14 protein-coding genes are annotated in these 16,409 nt (G+C 40.6%); 9 read left to right on the top strand and 5 right to left on the bottom strand.

Going from position 1 to position 16,409, the window contains the following annotated elements; translation table 11 throughout:
• The first annotated feature begins 155 nt into the window (after window positions 1-155).
• Both DTOX_RS18425 and DTOX_RS18420 read left to right on the top strand, forming a co-directional pair.
• Window positions 156-1,127 (top strand): ABC transporter ATP-binding protein, encoded by a 972-nt coding sequence (locus DTOX_RS18425; protein WP_015759187.1) that lies wholly within the window; start codon window positions 156-158, stop codon window positions 1,125-1,127.
• A gap of 108 nt (window positions 1,128-1,235) precedes the next feature.
• Window positions 1,236-2,042, top strand: coding sequence for an ABC transporter permease (locus tag DTOX_RS18420; protein ID WP_015759186.1), 807 nt, complete (start codon window positions 1,236-1,238; stop codon window positions 2,040-2,042).
• A gap of 1 nt (window position 2,043) precedes the next feature.
• On the opposite strand, the gene DTOX_RS18415 is transcribed toward DTOX_RS18420, so the two are convergent.
• Window positions 2,044-2,367, bottom strand: a complete 324-nt coding sequence (locus tag DTOX_RS18415) for a DnaJ family domain-containing protein (protein WP_015759185.1) — start codon at window positions 2,365-2,367, stop codon at window positions 2,044-2,046.
• A gap of 204 nt (window positions 2,368-2,571) precedes the next feature.
• Between DTOX_RS18415 and DTOX_RS18410 the strand changes: the two genes are divergently transcribed.
• Window positions 2,572-2,811: a hypothetical protein gene (locus DTOX_RS18410; RefSeq protein WP_015759184.1), complete on the top strand. Its 240-nt coding sequence runs from the start codon at window positions 2,572-2,574 to the stop codon at window positions 2,809-2,811.
• Window positions 2,812-2,826: 15 nt separating this feature from the next.
• On the opposite strand, the gene DTOX_RS18405 is transcribed toward DTOX_RS18410, so the two are convergent.
• Window positions 2,827-3,399 (bottom strand): HPP family protein, encoded by a 573-nt coding sequence (locus DTOX_RS18405; protein ID WP_015759183.1) that lies wholly within the window; start codon window positions 3,397-3,399, stop codon window positions 2,827-2,829.
• A 377-nt stretch (window positions 3,400-3,776) separates the two neighbouring features.
• Between DTOX_RS18405 and DTOX_RS18400 the strand changes: the two genes are divergently transcribed.
• Window positions 3,777-5,474 carry a glutamine--tRNA ligase/YqeY domain fusion protein gene (locus DTOX_RS18400; RefSeq protein ID WP_015759182.1) on the top strand — a complete coding sequence of 566 codons (1,698 nt, stop codon included), beginning with the start codon at window positions 3,777-3,779 and terminating at the stop codon, window positions 5,472-5,474.
• A gap of 192 nt (window positions 5,475-5,666) precedes the next feature.
• On the opposite strand, the gene DTOX_RS18395 is transcribed toward DTOX_RS18400, so the two are convergent.
• The 3 genes from DTOX_RS18395 to DTOX_RS18385 are packed head-to-tail and all read right to left on the bottom strand — an operon-like array spanning window position 5,667 to window position 8,356.
• On the bottom strand, window positions 5,667-6,683 hold the full coding sequence (locus DTOX_RS18395; RefSeq protein ID WP_015759181.1) for an RCKP-type rubredoxin-like domain-containing protein: 1,017 nt from the start codon (window positions 6,681-6,683) through the stop codon (window positions 5,667-5,669).
• A 24-nt stretch (window positions 6,684-6,707) separates the two neighbouring features.
• Window positions 6,708-7,898, bottom strand: coding sequence for an MFS transporter (locus tag DTOX_RS18390; protein ID WP_015759180.1), 1,191 nt, complete (start codon window positions 7,896-7,898; stop codon window positions 6,708-6,710).
• Between the two features lie 59 nt (window positions 7,899-7,957).
• Window positions 7,958-8,356: a hypothetical protein gene (locus DTOX_RS18385; RefSeq protein ID WP_015759179.1), complete on the bottom strand. Its 399-nt coding sequence runs from the start codon at window positions 8,354-8,356 to the stop codon at window positions 7,958-7,960.
• Window positions 8,357-8,763: 407 nt separating this feature from the next.
• Between DTOX_RS18385 and DTOX_RS18380 the strand changes: the two genes are divergently transcribed.
• The 5 genes from DTOX_RS18380 to DTOX_RS18360 are packed head-to-tail and all read left to right on the top strand — an operon-like array spanning window position 8,764 to window position 16,407.
• Window positions 8,764-9,798, top strand: coding sequence for a GGDEF domain-containing response regulator (locus DTOX_RS18380; protein ID WP_015759178.1), 1,035 nt, complete (start codon window positions 8,764-8,766; stop codon window positions 9,796-9,798).
• 41 nt (window positions 9,799-9,839) lie between these two features.
• The gene (locus DTOX_RS18375; protein WP_015759177.1) at window positions 9,840-13,307 is read left to right on the top strand and encodes a response regulator; all 3,468 of its coding nucleotides are present in this window, start codon (window positions 9,840-9,842) and stop codon (window positions 13,305-13,307) included.
• Complete coding sequence (locus DTOX_RS18370) at window positions 13,292-14,188, top strand: CheR family methyltransferase (RefSeq protein ID WP_015759176.1); 897 nt, start codon at window positions 13,292-13,294, stop codon at window positions 14,186-14,188. The genes DTOX_RS18375 and DTOX_RS18370 overlap by 16 nt, the downstream gene beginning before the upstream one ends.
• Window positions 14,124-14,786: a chemotaxis protein CheB gene (locus tag DTOX_RS18365; RefSeq protein ID WP_083773494.1), complete on the top strand. Its 663-nt coding sequence runs from the start codon at window positions 14,124-14,126 to the stop codon at window positions 14,784-14,786. The genes DTOX_RS18370 and DTOX_RS18365 overlap by 65 nt, the downstream gene beginning before the upstream one ends.
• The gene (locus tag DTOX_RS18360) at window positions 14,773-16,407 is read left to right on the top strand and encodes a response regulator (protein WP_015759174.1); all 1,635 of its coding nucleotides are present in this window, start codon (window positions 14,773-14,775) and stop codon (window positions 16,405-16,407) included. Before DTOX_RS18365 ends, DTOX_RS18360 begins: the two co-directional genes overlap by 14 nt.
• The last annotated feature ends 2 nt before the right edge of the window (window positions 16,408-16,409 follow it).

Raw genomic sequence — 16,409 nt, 5'->3', positions numbered from 1 at the left:
GTATATACACAAACACTTCCTCTACTGTATAATTGGATCGTGGAAAGAAAAACAAACCATTGCGTTTACAATATTAACTATCATATCGAGTTTTGAGCAAAACACCAATACCGTTTGCATTGGCAATACGGGATTCTTATTACAGGGTGATGCAGATGAGTGATAAAGTCAGAGAAAAAGTAGTTTATGCCAGGTATTTGGTAAAGTCTTATGATGGTTTTGAAGCAGTGAAGGGTGTCAATATGGAAGTATACCGAGGCAATTGCTTGGGTCTGCTGGGTCCTAACGGTGCAGGGAAAACATCTATAGTAAAAATGATTTGCGGTTTTTCCCCGGTTACTTCAGGCAAACTCGAAGTATTTGGGGAAAATATTATGTCAAGAGGCAGGAGCATTAAGGGGAGAATCGGTGTGGTGCCGCAGGAAGATAACCTGGATCAGGAGCTGACTGTGCGCCAAAATCTGATTGTTTATGCCAGTTATTTTAGGATGAAAAAGGCACTGGCACTCAAGCGCTCAGACGAGATACTGGAGTTTATGGATTTAACTGAAAAATCCCGTGAGGTCGTAGATAACCTTTCCGGAGGTTTAAAGCGGCGTTTGACTATAGGGAGGGCGCTGATCAACAATCCGGAGCTATTAATTCTGGATGAACCAACTACTGGATTAGATCCTTATGCCCGTCACCTGGTTTGGCAGCGCTTAAGAAAACTAAAGGAAGCCGGTACAACCATACTTTTGACGACACACTATTTAGAAGAGGCTGAGCAGCTTTGTGACATGCTTGTAGTAATTTATAGGGGTAAAGTCTTGGAGCAAGGTACGCCGCAGGAACTGGTAGACCGGCATGTTGGTCAAGAGGTTTTAGAGTTAGGAATTGCTTCAGAGCATTATGATTCTCTTTTAAATGGCTGCGAAGAAATGGTTAAAGGCAGTCAGACATTGGGTGACGATGTGCTTCTCTTTACTAATCACGGTCGGGAATTATCCCGGTTGGTTTCTCAAAAAGCTGCTGAACTCGGATTGACCATTAATTACCGAAGACTCAGAGCCAGTAATTTAGAGGATGTATTTTTGAAGCTGACGGGTGAGAGTTTGGATGAAGAATCCTCCGGTAATCTTCAGTGACTGTCAATGTGTTTGTTATACGCGTGATTGTAGATGAAGTCAGCCTGAGTTAGAGAATAATATTGAATGATGGGTGTTTTGGTGTTATTTTGCGGGAGGTGGATGCTTATGAAAAAAATAAAACGTTTGTTGTCCGGTGTAACTACTGTTCCGGATTTATCCTGGCCGTTGGTTATGAAGGTTTTCTACCGCAATATGCTGGTTTTTAAAAAGACCTGGCAGGCCAATATCATGTTTAATTTTGTTGAGCCAATGCTTTACCTATGGGCTATGGGCTTTGGTCTGGGTACTTATGTAAGCCAGATTAACGGGCTCTCTTACATTCAGTATCTGGCCCCTGCGCTCATTGCCTCTTCGGCTATGTTTGCTACATCTTATGAAATGACCTATGGCAGTTTTACCCGTATGGGTTACCAGAAAACCTTTCACGGCATGGTAGCCACTCCTGTGAGTATGGATGATGTGGTTATGGGTGAGATACTATATGGTACCTGTAAAGGGGTTCTCTACGGCGTTGTTTTTTTTATGGTGGTAGTTATGTTTGGTTTGGTTAAATCGGTTTGGGCGCTTTTGTTGCCTGTGCCGCTGGCTCTGATGGCTATGTCTTTTTGTGTTATGTCTCTTATCTGGACCAGTATTGCACCAAACTATGATTCCTTCGGATATTTTTTTACATTGTTTATTTCACCAATGTTTTTGTTTGGCGGGGTTTTTTTTCCGGTAGATAATCTTCCTGATTGGGCCGGTTTTCTTCCCTGGCTAACCCCCCTATACCACGCTGTGCAGCTAATACGTCCGCTGATTTTGGGACAGGTATCATGGGCTATGTTATCTGATCTAATCTGGCTATTAATATTTGTTGTCTTGACCTTAAGAATTCCTTTGGCTATGGTCAAAAACAGGCTTATTCAGTGAATTATCTCCTGCATCTTCTCTCCATCATAATGTTGTATTTGAGAAGCAGCTTGGATAATCTTGTTTTCAAAGACTGTTTTTCATCTTCCTTCATGCAGCAGTCAAGCATTCTTTGCAGAGAGACTATTTCCTTGTGCAGTTGCATCTCTTCAGGCAGTACCCCGGCATTTTTTAAAATAGTATAGGAGGCCCGAAATTCGACCGGTATTTGTGATAAATCCTCTAAATTTAAGGGTTTTCCTTCTCCTTCGAGATTTTTAAAATCGCCTTTTCGTATGCCTTCAAGAATTCTTTGCTCAGCAATCCTTGCAATAATATCTTCCACTTTTTTATCACCTGGCTTTTGGATGGGTTAATATATTATTTCTTTATAATTGCCTTTATTCCTGCTGCAAATTAAAAGTGCCGGCCAAGCATTTCGTAAGCCATGAAAACTGATATCAAGCTGGATATTAATGTTGCGGATATTGCCTGAGCATTGTAAAATTAAGACAAAATAAAGCTTATAGCAGGAGTGAAGGTGGTTAGTATGAATCAGAAACAGGCTGCAGTTTATGCCTATATTCAGAAGCAATATGAAGTGCAAGTTAGACTTTATAACAATATTTTGGAAAACAGGGCTAAGCAAGGCAGCGATTCTTTGTATTACGAAGGTTTTATGGACGGTCATTTTAACGGTTGCATTTTGCAGCTGGAAATGCTGGCTGATAATAATAAATTGGGGATCATGGCTGAAGAGCTCAAGTCTTTATATTCCAGTTTTAAATAAATAAGGATATGTTATTTAATACCAGTAATCGGGGTACTTTCGTTGGCTGGAAATATTATTTACTGCGACTGCTATGAGCACCAGGCATGTTACTCCTATGCCAACAGGGGAAAAAACAAAGCTATAGTTTTGACTTGAGTAAACAGCTACAAAGGCAGTTGCACCGCCGGGAGGATGGAGTGTGTGTGTAACTGTCATCATAACGATGGATACAGTTACCGCCAGTGTTATTGCCCACCAGGGGTTGCCAAAGAGTTGATAGGTGGTTACCCCTGTCAGAGCTGAGATTATGTGTCCGCCGATAACATTTCTGGGTTGTGCCATAGGTACATGGCAGGCGCCGTAAAGCAGTACCGCAGAGGCTCCGAAAGATGGCAAGAGCAGGGGTAGTTTATAGTAGGTGGCCAGTAGTGTAATTAGTCCAATGCCCATGAAGCTTCCTATTGATGTAACCAGTAAACCAGTGAAAGATGATTTATTCATAGCGGGACATTTACCGCCTTTCATCTTACACAGATAGCTTTTGGCTAATCCCTTAACATTAGTTTTGGCCAGTTGTTTTTGATCGTTTTCTTCACTGTTGTTCATTGTTGAGAACCTCCTGCAACGGTTAAAATAAGCTTCTTATTCTATCTGCATATTAATAATTTTATCATTATTTATGATGTTTGAGTGTTAAATATAATATAGCTAAGGGTGATATTTGTCACAAATTAATAATAACTGATATTGTCAATATAAAATGTTTGCCGGACTGCAGGTTTGGTTATCTATAAATTAGAGTGGATTTTAACTAGTGTTGCAAACATTGTTTTGATACAGTTGCTTTAAGATTGTTTGAAATGTTATTATATATAAGTAAATTGCTTGCTTAATCCAGTTTTTTGCTTTAATCAGGTTAAATTATATTTTGATTAACATTATATGTTTTGATAGCTGAGAGAAAACCTTAAGGAGCCAATAATATGACGATCAAACCGGAATTACCTTCAAACTTTATTCAGAACATAATTACTGAAGATTTAAAACAAAACAAAAACAACGGACGGGTTCAAACCAGATTTCCGCCCGAACCTAACGGTTATTTGCATATTGGACATGCTAAATCCATATGTCTTAATTTCGGTATAGCCAGGGATAACGGGGGTTTTTGTAATTTACGTTTTGATGATACCAATCCCAGTAAAGAAGAAGTTGAATATGTAGACTCAATAAAAGCAGATGTGCAGTGGTTGGGTTTTGATTGGGATGACAGAATGTTTTATGCTTCAGATTATTTTGGCCGGCTGTATGATTATGCGGTACAGTTGATTAAGTCCGGCAAGGCTTATGTCTGTGATTTGAGCGCGCAGGAAATCAAGGATTACCGGGGTACACTGACTGAACCGGGCAGAGATAGTCCTTACCGCAACCGTTCGGTTGAGGAGAACCTGGATTTGTTTGAGAGGATGCAAGCCGGAGAATTCCCGGATGGTTCCCGCGTGCTGCGGGCCAAGATTGATATGGCTTCGCCCAATTTAAATATGAGAGATCCGGTTTTATACCGTATTCTACGGGCGACCCATCACCGGACAGGTGACAAGTGGTGCATTTATCCTATGTATGATTATGCCCACCCCCTGTCGGATTCTATTGAAGGGGTTACTCACTCTATTTGCACAATGGAATTTGAAGATCACCGTCCTCTTTATGACTGGGTGCTGGATGCTCTGGAACTTGAGTGTCACCCTCAGCAAATAGAGTTTGCCCGTCTTAATTTGAGCTCTACTGTTATGAGTAAGCGCAAACTGCGCATTCTGGTTGAGCAGGGCTATGTTAATGGTTGGGATGACCCCAGGATGTCAACTTTATCCGGTTTGCGGCGCCGGGGCTATACCCCGGAAGCTATTCGCGACTTTTGCGACCGTATTGGTGTGGCTAAAAGCAACAGTATAGTTGATATTGCAATGCTGGAGCACTGTATTCGTGAGGATTTGAACGCGCGGGCTCCCAGAGTGATGGCTGTATTGCGGCCACTGAAAGTTGTTATTGACAATTACCCGGAGAATCAAGTAGAAGAACTGGATGCCGAGTATAATCAGGAGAACCCGGCTATGGGTTCCCGTAAACTTCCTTTTTCCCGTGTAGTGTATATTGAGCAGGAGGATTTCAGTGAAAATCCGCCGAAAAAATTTTTCCGCCTGGCACCGGGCCGTGAGGTGCGTCTAAAGCATGCTTATATTATCAAATGTGAGCGGGTTGTTAAAGACGAGACAACAGGTGAAATTATCGAGCTGCATTGCACATACGATCCTGAGACTAAAAGCGGTGTAAATGCGGATGTGCGAAAGGTAAAAGGAACACTGCATTGGGTTTCCGCTGCTCATGCCGTAACAGCGGAAGTTCGTCTTTACGATCATCTTTTCACTAAGGATAATCCCGAAGACGCCAGAGAAGGTGTTGACTTTAAAGATTGTTTGAATGAAAACTCTTTGGAAGTGCTTACTGATTGTTTGCTTGAGCCGGGTCTGGCAGGAGCGCTGCCGGGGAGCCGCTGCCAGTTTTTGAGGCATGGCTATTTTATAATAGATATTGAGGCAAACGAAAACAGGCTTGTTTTTAACCGCATAGTATCTCTAAAGGATTCTTGGGCAAAAATTCAAAAGGCAATGACCGGCAATTAAATTAATATGACAGCGATTAGTATCAGAAAAGTTTTTTATGGTGCAATAAGAAAGGCCATAGTCTTGTGTTTGCAAGCTGTGACCTTTTTCTTATTCCAGTAAATTATGCCTATATTAGATTTGCGGATAAGTTAAGGTTAGTACTGCATGATTTCCAGCGGGTACAAGTGCCTATGTCTGACCGAAATTCGCTTAAGTCGACTTTTTTGTGGCGCTCTTTTTTTCTCCTTCCACTGTTTCTTTTATCAACATATCCTTTGGCGCGCCGCAGGTTTTGCATTTTCCCGGTTTGCAACGGCCTTCAATAACTGCTCCGCATTCATTACATTTCCAGACAGCCATTTTTGATTCACCCCTTTCACTCAGAAACTCAAGCATTTCGTTGATCCCGGATAACAGCTGAGCTTTGTCCCTGGGCAAGGTGCCGGCCAGCGGCAGCAGGTTGGAAATATGATTGCTGCGAAAAATACAAGGCCTGCTGACATTAATATTGCGGATTATCATTTCTAATTCCTGTATTGCTTCTAAATCGGACAGGGTTATAAATTTGCCCTGCTCCGCAGCAATCGCCAGGGGAATTTTTTTCTGCAGCATTAATGTCAGTGTGCTCAACATGTAAGGATTAATTTTGTTTATAGCGAGCGCGGTGTTTTGGGCATGATTCACTGAATGTTTTTTACCCCCCAGACCCAGTATGATCATAAGGGACAATTTTATACCTGCAGCCATAACTCTTTGTCCTGCTTCAATCATCTCAGCGGGGGTTGCGCCTTTGTTTATCTCTGACAGAACCTCCCCGTCACCGCTCTCCAGACCCAGGTAAATGATTTTTAGTCCGGCATTTTTTAAGGCAACCAGTTCATCAAGGCTCTTATTTAATATATCATTAGGCCCGCCGTAACAGGAAATGCGGGTCAATCTGGGGAAATTTAAATGCAGTAGTTGCATTATATTAAGCAATTTGCCCGCAGGCAGCACCAGTGCATTGCCGTCAGCCAGAAAAATCTTGCGTGCATGAGGCAGGTAAAGCACAGCCCGATTTATCTGGTCCAGAATTTCATCCTGTTTTCTGATCCGAAATTTTACGTTTCTGTACATGCCGCAGAAAGTGCAGGCATTGTGAGAGCAACCCAGGGTTACACGTATAATAAGGCTATTTGCCTCACCCGGCGGGCGATAGACTGTGCCCGGAGCAGTGTCAAAATGCATGCTAAGTGAATCCTTTACATAAATCTATTTATGGGAGTGGTGTTTTGTTTCCCGTTTTTTTATGAATTCCCGGGCATCTATCAAATAAAACATGACAAGCGGTATTAGAATTATCAGACTACAGGTTAGATACATGTAGGACATGCCTGTTTGATCGGAAAGAATGCCTAGAAAAATTGACCCTAAACCTATCCCTAAGTCAAAGGCGCTCATAATAGTAGCGTTGGCGGCACCCCTGCGGTAAGGTTTTACCCGGTTAATAGCCATAGCCATTGCTGTGGGGTGGACTATGCCAAAACCTATACCCATACTGACGGCTGATAAAAGAAAAAGCGTGTTTCCTTTGGCTATAAAAAGAAGAACGAAGGCCATGGATATGGAGATAAAGCCCAGGGCCATGATTTTCAGCGGGCCGTTTTTGTCGAAGGTTTTACCGGCTATCGGTCTTACCAATAGTAATGTGAGTGCGTATACCAGAAAAAAGGTGCCGGCGTTTTTTATTCCCAGGTCCTTTCCGTAAATAGTAATAAAGGAAACAATACCTCCATAGACTACGGCAATAAAAAAAATCATGGCTGACAGTGAAAAAACTTTGGCCTCGAAAAAGCTATTCAGGCTCATAATACTTTTATCTTTTGAAGTAATCTGTTCTTTATAAGATATGGGAAGAACAAACAATAGGCCTAGCAGGGCGGTAAGCACACAGGCATTAAATAACGAAGTAAAGCCGGCTTTATTGATGATGAATAAACCCAGGCTGGGTCCTATCGCCATAGAGAAGGTGTTGGACAGCCCGAAATAACCCATTCCTTCGCCCCTTCTTGTCGGCGGTACCACATCAGCGGCGATGGTTCCGGCCCCGGTGGTAGTAAAACCCCAGGAAAAACCATGTAGGGCCCTTAAAACTAATAAGAGTGTTAAACCGGTGACAAAATTATAAGCTGCCATAGAAAGGATAAAAGCCAGCAGGGCCACAAGCAAAACTTTTTTGCGGCTCAGGGTATCCAGCATATAGCCGGAAACTGGCCGCACCAAGACTGCTGTTAGAGACAGAATACCAATGATATAGCCAACCTTGCTCTTATCCCCTTTTAATACATCAATAACAAAAACCGGTAATGTAGGTAAAAGCAGATAGAAGCTGATAAACATAATCATATTGGCCAGACAGATTAAAATGAAATCTTTGGTCCAAAGAGATTCTTTTTGCTCCAAATAATTACCTCCTCTTAATTTGTTGGTAATAGTATATCATAATAAATACTACGAAAGGACTATAGCAATAACGATAATAATCCCAGTGGGCTGTTCAGCAGCAAAACATCAGTTATGTTAAAATGAAGCGCAACATCTTTCTGTATTTTCAAAGGAACAATTTCCAGTGTCACAGTTGCCTGAGCGGTGGTGCCCTGAATAGATATATCCCTGATATTGGTCAGGCGAATATTATTGTGTAATTTTTCAATTAGTTTTTCGGCAACCGGTCCGGCCCCCTCCACATATTTTTGCACAATCTCAATATTGCCGCTGTTGATTCCATTGATTAATTCTGTGATAACATTGCGTACATCTTGTTCTGTAACATTCTTATTCAATGTCTGTGTATTTGGGACAGTTGAACAGCCGCCTCCCAATAATGAGAGCAAAAGAATATAAATCAGTAGCTTTTTCACGAATAACCCCCTCAAAAAAATGATCATTTACATATAAGATAATTCGTTCGTGGTGATAATAATCCTGCAAGTCCCTGTTTTATCCGTAATATTTTCTTAATAAACTAAACAATAGCAATGTCAAATGCTAATTTAATTTTCCTAATTGTTTATCTTATTGGCATAAATAATATAACTATTATATAAAAGATCATATGTTTAAAAAAATATCTACTATATAGCATCAAAATATGGTATTTTATTAGTGAGAAAATAGGTTTTCAGGCTATCACCTGTCTATTTTAAATTTGTGGATTGAACTATTAAAAATATGAGAGTTATTATTTAATAAAAAAGATTATCACATAGCGTTATTTAACTATATAAACGATTTCAATATTCCGAAATAATTAAGGGGGCTCAAAAATATGAGCATACTGGTAGTTGACGATCTGCCTGATAATCTGAATTTAATTAAAACTATTCTGCAGGCAGATGGTTATACTGATATCTTGATGGCACATTCTGCACACGAGGCATTTGATTATCTTGGGATAACAGATGACAGGAGGCGCGGGGCAACTAATATTGATGCGATTTTGATGGATATTATGATGCCGGGAATTGACGGTATAGAGGCATGTAATCTAATCAGGGCGAAAGAACGTCTGCGAAATATTCCTATAATAATTGTCACAGCGAAGACGGATGCTAATGATCTTCAGGCAGCTTTTGCTGCGGGGGCTGTAGATTATGTTAAAAAACCTTTTAATAAGGTGGAATTGTTGGTGCGTCTGCGCTCAGTTCTAAAACTTAAGCATGAAATGGATAGGCGCAGAGCCAGAGAAAAGGAATTGCACGAAGTGACACGTTTGCTGGAAGAGGCCAACCGTACCTTATACCGGCTTTCATCGCTGGACGGTCTTACAGGTATTCATAACCGGCGGCGTCTTGATGAGTTTTTGGCTGTTGAATGGACCAGATCTGTCAATGAGGCGAACCCTTTATCTATAATTATGGCAGATATTGATTCTTTTAAAGCATATAACGATACTTATGGTCATTTAATGGGTGATGATTGCCTGGTGCAAGTAGCAAATGTTTTAACCGGTACACTGCACCGACCCAGTGATCTGGTTGCTCGCTTCGGTGGGGAGGAGTTTGTAGCTGTTTTGCCCAAAACAACAGCGGAGGGAGCGTTGGTTGTTGCGGAGAGAATGCGCTCATCTATTACTGAACTCTGTATTAAGCATAAAAAATCAACAAATTCTAATTGCATTACTATGAGTTTTGGCATAGCAACTCATTGGCCGGGCCAAAAATCAACGCCTGCGGATCTTTTGTTGGCGGCTGATTGGGCTATGTTTCAGGCCAAACGTGCCGGTGGTAACATGGTCAAGGTGGTTGATATTAATATGGACACTCATTTGTACGATAAGCATTGTAGTATTGAGGATATATAAGGTGTTGCTCTTTAAAAATTATGATATATGGAGAATAAAAAATGACAGGCCAAAAAGATGATTCAAGTATTTTAAATTCATTAAGAAGAGGCGGTATTGCCAGAGTGCTATTGTTCTGGCTTGTAGGTGCCGCATTATTGCCGATTTTTGGTGTTACTATTATTTTATACCTTGAATTGCAGCAAAAAGTTGTTCTTATTGGATCTATATCAGCTGCTATACTGGTCATATTTGCTGCTGCGATGGTAACAAGAAGTATTGTCAGGCCAATGCTGCAGCTTTCTCGCTGTGCTAGAAATTTAGCTATAGGCAATCTAATATATGAACAAATCTCATCGTCAATTTATGAGATCAAACATATGGACAATGATTTTAAAGAACTAATTGATTCCAGAAGATTAATTACTTCTGTATGTAAGGAGGTTGCCGGGGGTGATTTGAGCCATACCGTTTTTGTCCGAAGTGAGGAAGATGGTCTTTGCACTGCTATCAATCAGATCATTGAAAACCTGCGCAATGTTGTTCACCAAGCAGTGGCTATTGCTAACGGAAATTATTCTTTAGATATATTGCCTCATTCAGACAATGATGAATTGGGAGTAGCTCTAAGCCATATGACCTCGACCCTCAGGCAGGTAACGGCGGAAAATGACAAGCAGGCCTGGCTGAAAACAGGTTTAAACCAATTATATGATACCATAAAAGGAGAACAAGATTTAATTGAGCTGTCGCAGAATATAATTGGTTTTTTAAGCAATTATGCAGGGGCACAGGTCGGAGCTTTTTTTCTGCAAGAGCAGGATAAGTTCAAATTGGTTGCCAGTTTTGCTTATACAAAAAGAAAACATATTGCTAACTCATATGCACCCGGTGAGGGATTGGTAGGCCAGGCGGCGCTGGAAAAAAAGAGCATATTGATAACCGGTGTTCCTGATGATTATGTAAAGATTAATTCCGGTTTAGGTGAATCGGCACCGCGTAATTTAATAGTTGTCCCGGCTGTGTATGAAGGAGAAGTAAAAGCAGTAATTGAATTGGGCACGTTTCATGAACTTACAGATATCCAAGTTGATTTTATGCAGCAATCCGTTTCCAGCATTGCTATTGCCATAAACACCAGTGCTTCCAGGTCTCGCTTAAAAGTTCTGGTGGAGGAAAGACAGCAGCAGTCGGAAGAGTTGCAGGTGCAGCAGGAGGAATTGCGGCAGACAAATGAGGAATTAGAAGAACAGGCCAGAGCGCTGAGGGATTCTGAAGCTAAATTGCAAGTACAGCAGGAAGAATTGCGGCAGACAAATGAAGAGTTGGAGGAGAAAAATAGGTATCTGGAAAAACAGCAAAATGATATTAAGAAAAAAAATGAGGAACTGGAGTACAGTCGCCGGATGATTGAAGAAAAGGCCAGGGATTTAGAGTTGTCCGGCAAATATAAATCGGAATTTTTAGCTAACATGTCACATGAATTAAGAACTCCTTTAAATAGTTTGTTGATACTTTCCAGATTGCTATATGAGAATAAGGAAAGCAACTTAACAGAAAAGCAAGTAGAGTTTGCTCGTACTATTCATTCTTCCGGTTCCGATTTATTGGAGTTGATAAATGATATTTTGGATCTCTCAAAGATAGAGGCCGGTAAAGTAGATTTATTTATTCAAGATTTGGATATTGCTGATTTGGCCGGTAGTGTTGAAAGAAATTTACGTCATATGGCGGAGGAAAAAGGCTTAACCTTTGACATAGAATTATCTCAGTCCATGCCTTCCATTATTAGAACAGACAGGCAGCGGTTGGAACAGATAATTAAAAACTTGTTGTCCAATGCTATTAAATTTACTTCTCAGGGGAGCATTTGTTTAAAGATCGGCAGACCCTATTCAGAAGCAAAGCTGATGCGCAGTGATCTTGACATAAGAAATACGGTAGCTTTCACAGTTTCCGATACAGGTATCGGTATAGCGGCTGATAAAATGAAATTGATTTTTGAGCCTTTCCAGCAAGCCGATGGTACTACCAGCAGGCAATATGGGGGTACAGGCTTAGGTCTTTCCATATCCAGGGAACTAGTTAGATGTCTGGGTGGTGAAATTCAGCTTGAAAGCAGGGAGGGCTATGGCAGCACTTTTACGATATATTTGCCGGAAATATTGAGCGAGCAGAGTGCCTATAAGCTGTGGACTGTAAAGAAAGATGCAGCAGACAAGAAGGTTGTCCGAACCGGTTTGCCGGAAGCAATAGAGTTTACGCAGGCAAGGGACACTAAACACATTGTTGCAGAAATACAGGAACAGCAGTTAGCTTCCAGATCTGCCAAGGATCAACTTAAAGATAATCGACTGGGTGTTTCTGTATTAATTATTGAGGATGATCCCAGGTTTTCTGCAATCCTGGTGGATTTGGCCGGAGGCAAGGGATTTCATGTATATACTGCGGCAGACGGGGAAACAGGATTGCAGTTTGCGCTAAAGTATAGACCCAGTGCCATAATTCTAGATGTCGGGCTTCCAGATATAGATGGTTGGGCGGTTATGGAAAGGCTTAAAGGTAATCCTGAAACCAGACATATTCCGGTACATTTTATTTCAGCTTACGACAGTGGTCTTGATGCCATGCGAATGGGTGCCATAGGGTATCTAACAAAACCCGTAAGCATGGAAGTCTTGGACGGAGCTTTTAATAAAATTCAGGATATTATATCAAAAAATATCAAAAAACTTTTGGTTGTAGAAGATGACGAGCTGCAGCAAAGAAGCATCCTTGAATTAATTGGTGAAGGGGATGTTATGACTACGGCTGTGGGAAGTGGTTATGAGGCTTTTGAATTGTTGAGAACAGGCAATTTTGACTGTATAGTTTTAGATTTAGGACTTCGGGATATGTCAGGCTTCGATCTGTTGGAAAAGATAAGAAACCATGATGCAATTTCGCATATTCCGGTGATCATCTATACGGGCAAAGATCTTACCAAAGAAGAAGAAGCCATACTTAGTGAGCATGCGGAAAGCATTATTATTAAAGGAGTAAAATCACCGGAAAGGCTGCTGGATGAGACTACTTTATTTTTGCACAGGGTAGAAGCTAATTTGTCTGAAGACAGTCAGAAAATGCTGCAGATGATTCATAATAAAGAAATGATCTTTCAAAATAAGAAAATTTTGCTTATTGACGATGATATGCGCAATGTGTTTGCCTTAATGAATGTTCTTGAGGAAAAAGGCATGAAGGTACTGGTGGGCAAGAACGGCAAGGAGGGCATTTTCCTGTTGGAAGATAATCCTGACGTTGATCTCATACTAATGGATATCATGATGCCTGAAATGGATGGGTATGAAGCTATGAAAGAAATAAGAAAACAGAATAAGTTTAAGCTTACTCCTATTATTGCACTTACGGCAAAGGCTATGGTGGGTGACAGGAGCAAGTGTATTGAAGCGGGGGCCAGTGATTATTTGTCCAAACCGATTGACACGGACAAGTTGTTGTCACTTCTCAGGGTTTGGCTTTACCAGTAAGTCTTTTCCAGGGGGGGAGCAAACTGGATATAACAGACGAGTCTACAATAGATGTTAATCGGGAAAATCAAAATATTGAAATAAGGCTATTGTTAGATGCGATATATTTGAAGTATGGTTATGATTTTAGAAATTATGCCAAAGCCTCTATAAAGCGACGTATATTGCACAGAATGGCTATGTCCGGGTTGCAAAGCATTTCAGAAATGCAGCATTTATCTTTATATGACTTGGATTTTTTTAAAAAACTATTGCTTGATTTTTCAATTAATGTAACTGAGATGTTTCGTGATCCGTCTTTCTATTATTCTCTCAGGCGAGAGATAATTCCTGTTTTACGAACCTATCCTTATATAAAAATATGGCACGCTGGCTGTGCTACAGGTGAAGAAGTATATTCTATGGTTATACTTCTAAAAGAGGAAGGGATCTATGACAGGTGCCAGATTTACGCTACTGATTTCAATCAGGTAGTACTGCAGAAGGCCAAAGAAGGAATTTTCCCAATTGAAAATATAAAAGAATATACAATTAACTATCAAAAAGCAGGAGGCAAGGAATCCTTTTCCAGTTACTACACGGCTAAATACGATTCGGTTATTATTAACCAGTCGTTAAAAAAAAATATTCTGTTTGCCGATCATAACTTAGTGACTGACGGGGTGTTTGGCGAGATGAATTTGATCTTATGCCGCAATGTGCTCATATATTTCGATAAGATTTTACAAAACAGAGTTATAGGACTATTTTATGACAGTCTTTGCCGAAACGGCTTTCTTTGCCTTGGTTCCAAAGAAAGCCTGATGTTTTCAGAATATGGTCGATGCTTTGAAGACATTGTTAAGGAGGAAAAAATATATCGAAAGAAGTCTAAATACTAGTTTAAAAGAGAAAAGGGTATATCAAGCGGTTGTAATAGGTGTTTCGGCTGGAGGGTTTGCCGCGTTGAGTTTCTTGCTTCCTTCTTTGCCTGAAGACTTCAGCCTGCCGGTGATTATTGTGCAGCATTTGCACCCTGCTTCAGGCAGCTATATAGTTCAGCACCTAAATAATAAATGTTCACTAATAGTTAAACAAGCGGATGAAAAAGAGTCTATTAAGCCTGGTACGGTTTACCTGGCATCACCTAATTATCACTTGCTGGTTGAGGAGGATAGAACTTTTTCCTTAACAGTTGATAATAGAGTTAATTATGCCCGTCCTTCTATTGATGTGTTATTTGAAACTGCTGCACGGGCTTATGGAGAAAAATTAATCGGGATTATTTTAACCGGATCTAATAACGATGGCAGTAAGGGGCTCAAAAGGATTAAAGAAGGAGGGGGGCTTGCTGTGGTGCAAGACCCTCTGGACGCTGAAGTGGATTCCATGCCCCGCGCTGCACTGGCTGCCACCGCAGTTGATTTCATACTGTCGTTAGAACAAATAGCTTCTTTTTTGATGAGTTTATCGAAAGGAAAGAGTTATGAAAATAAATGAAATGGCGAAAGTTCTTCTGGTAGATGACAGACCCCAAAATCTTTTAGTTCTGGAAAATATACTGGTAGATCAAGAAGTGGAATTTTATAAAGTCAATTCCGGCAATGAAGCTTTAGCTTTGTTGCTTTCCCATGATTTTGCCCTGGTGTTGCTTGATGTGCAGATGCCGGGTATGGACGGTTTTGAAATTGCCGAATTAATGAGAGGAATTGAAAAAACTAAAAGTATCCCAATAATCTTTGTAACAGCAATCAGTAAAGAACAGAAACATATTTTTAAAGGATACGAAGCCGGTGCTGTTGACTATTTATTTAAACCGCTGGAACCGGAAATCTTGAGAAGCAAGGTAAAGGTATTTCTGGAATTGCATAAACAAAAAATCTTGTTGCAAAAGCAAGCGGAGGAACTGGAACAAAAGATGATGCAATTAAGTTTGGCGCAAAAAGCGGCTGAAGCTGCTAATATTGCTAAAAGTGCCTTTCTTGCTAATATGAGTCATGAGATTAGAACGCCTATGAATGCTATAATAGGCATGGCAGATTTGCTCTGGGAAACCTCCTTGACTAAGGAGCAGCGCGAATATGTGGGTATATTTCGGACAGCCGGACAAAATCTGTTGAATCTGATTAATGATATTTTAGATCTTTCAAAGGTTGAAGCAGGTCATCTTAAACTGGAGCAGCAGGACTTTAACATTAAAAAGTTAGTTGAAAAAACTGTTGAATTTATGTCTGTCCAGGCAAATATTAAGTTTCTTTCTTTGTCATACCAGATAAAACCTGATGTGCCGGGTTTTGTAGTCGGAGATCAGAATCGTTTGCAGCAAATACTGGTTAACTTGCTCGGTAATGCCATTAAGTTTACCGAAAAAGGTGAAGTTATTCTCATAATTGAAAAGCTATCGATGCAGGAAGAAAATGTTTTTCTTAAATTCTCTGTTTCCGATACGGGTATCGGTATTGAAAAGGAGAAAAGTGAAATTATATTTGAGAGTTTTACGCAAGCAGATGCTTCTACTACCAGTAAATTTGGCGGCACCGGTCTGGGATTGACTATTTGCAAAAGACTCGTAGAAGCGATGGGCGGGCATATTGGGGTTGAGAGTGAGATAGAGCAGGGGAGTACTTTCTTTTTTTCCATTCAATTGAAAATAGGAAAAGAGCCTGCTTTAGAGAATGGTGAACGTGATTTACAGCAGCAATTCACAGAAGACCGGTCAGACCTGTCCTTGCACAGCAGAGGCTTAAGGCGGAGGATTTTACTGGTAGATGATTCCGGAGACAACCGTATGTTAATAATGGCATATTTAAAGAGAACCTGCTATGAAATAGATATTGCCGAGAACGGTCAATTAGCAGTTGAAAAGTTTAGGGCAGGCAAATATGACCTGGTGCTTATGGATATGCAAATGCCGGTAATGGACGGATATACTGCTACAAGCATTATCAGGGAGAATGAAAAGGCCAATAATTTAACACGAACCCCGATAATCGCGTTGACAGCATACGCATTAAAGGAAGATGTGCTGAAAAGTTATGATGCTGGATGCACGGATCATCTGACAAAACCTATTAAAAAGTCAGTGCTGTTGGAGGCAATACATAAATATATCGGGAGTTGATG

Source organism: Desulfofarcimen acetoxidans DSM 771 (assembly GCF_000024205.1).
Classification (GTDB): Bacteria; Bacillota; Desulfotomaculia; order Desulfotomaculales; family Desulfofarciminaceae; genus Desulfofarcimen; species Desulfofarcimen acetoxidans.
The sequence above is the reverse complement of the archived record's forward strand: the minus strand, read 5'-3'. Positions and strand labels throughout refer to the sequence as shown.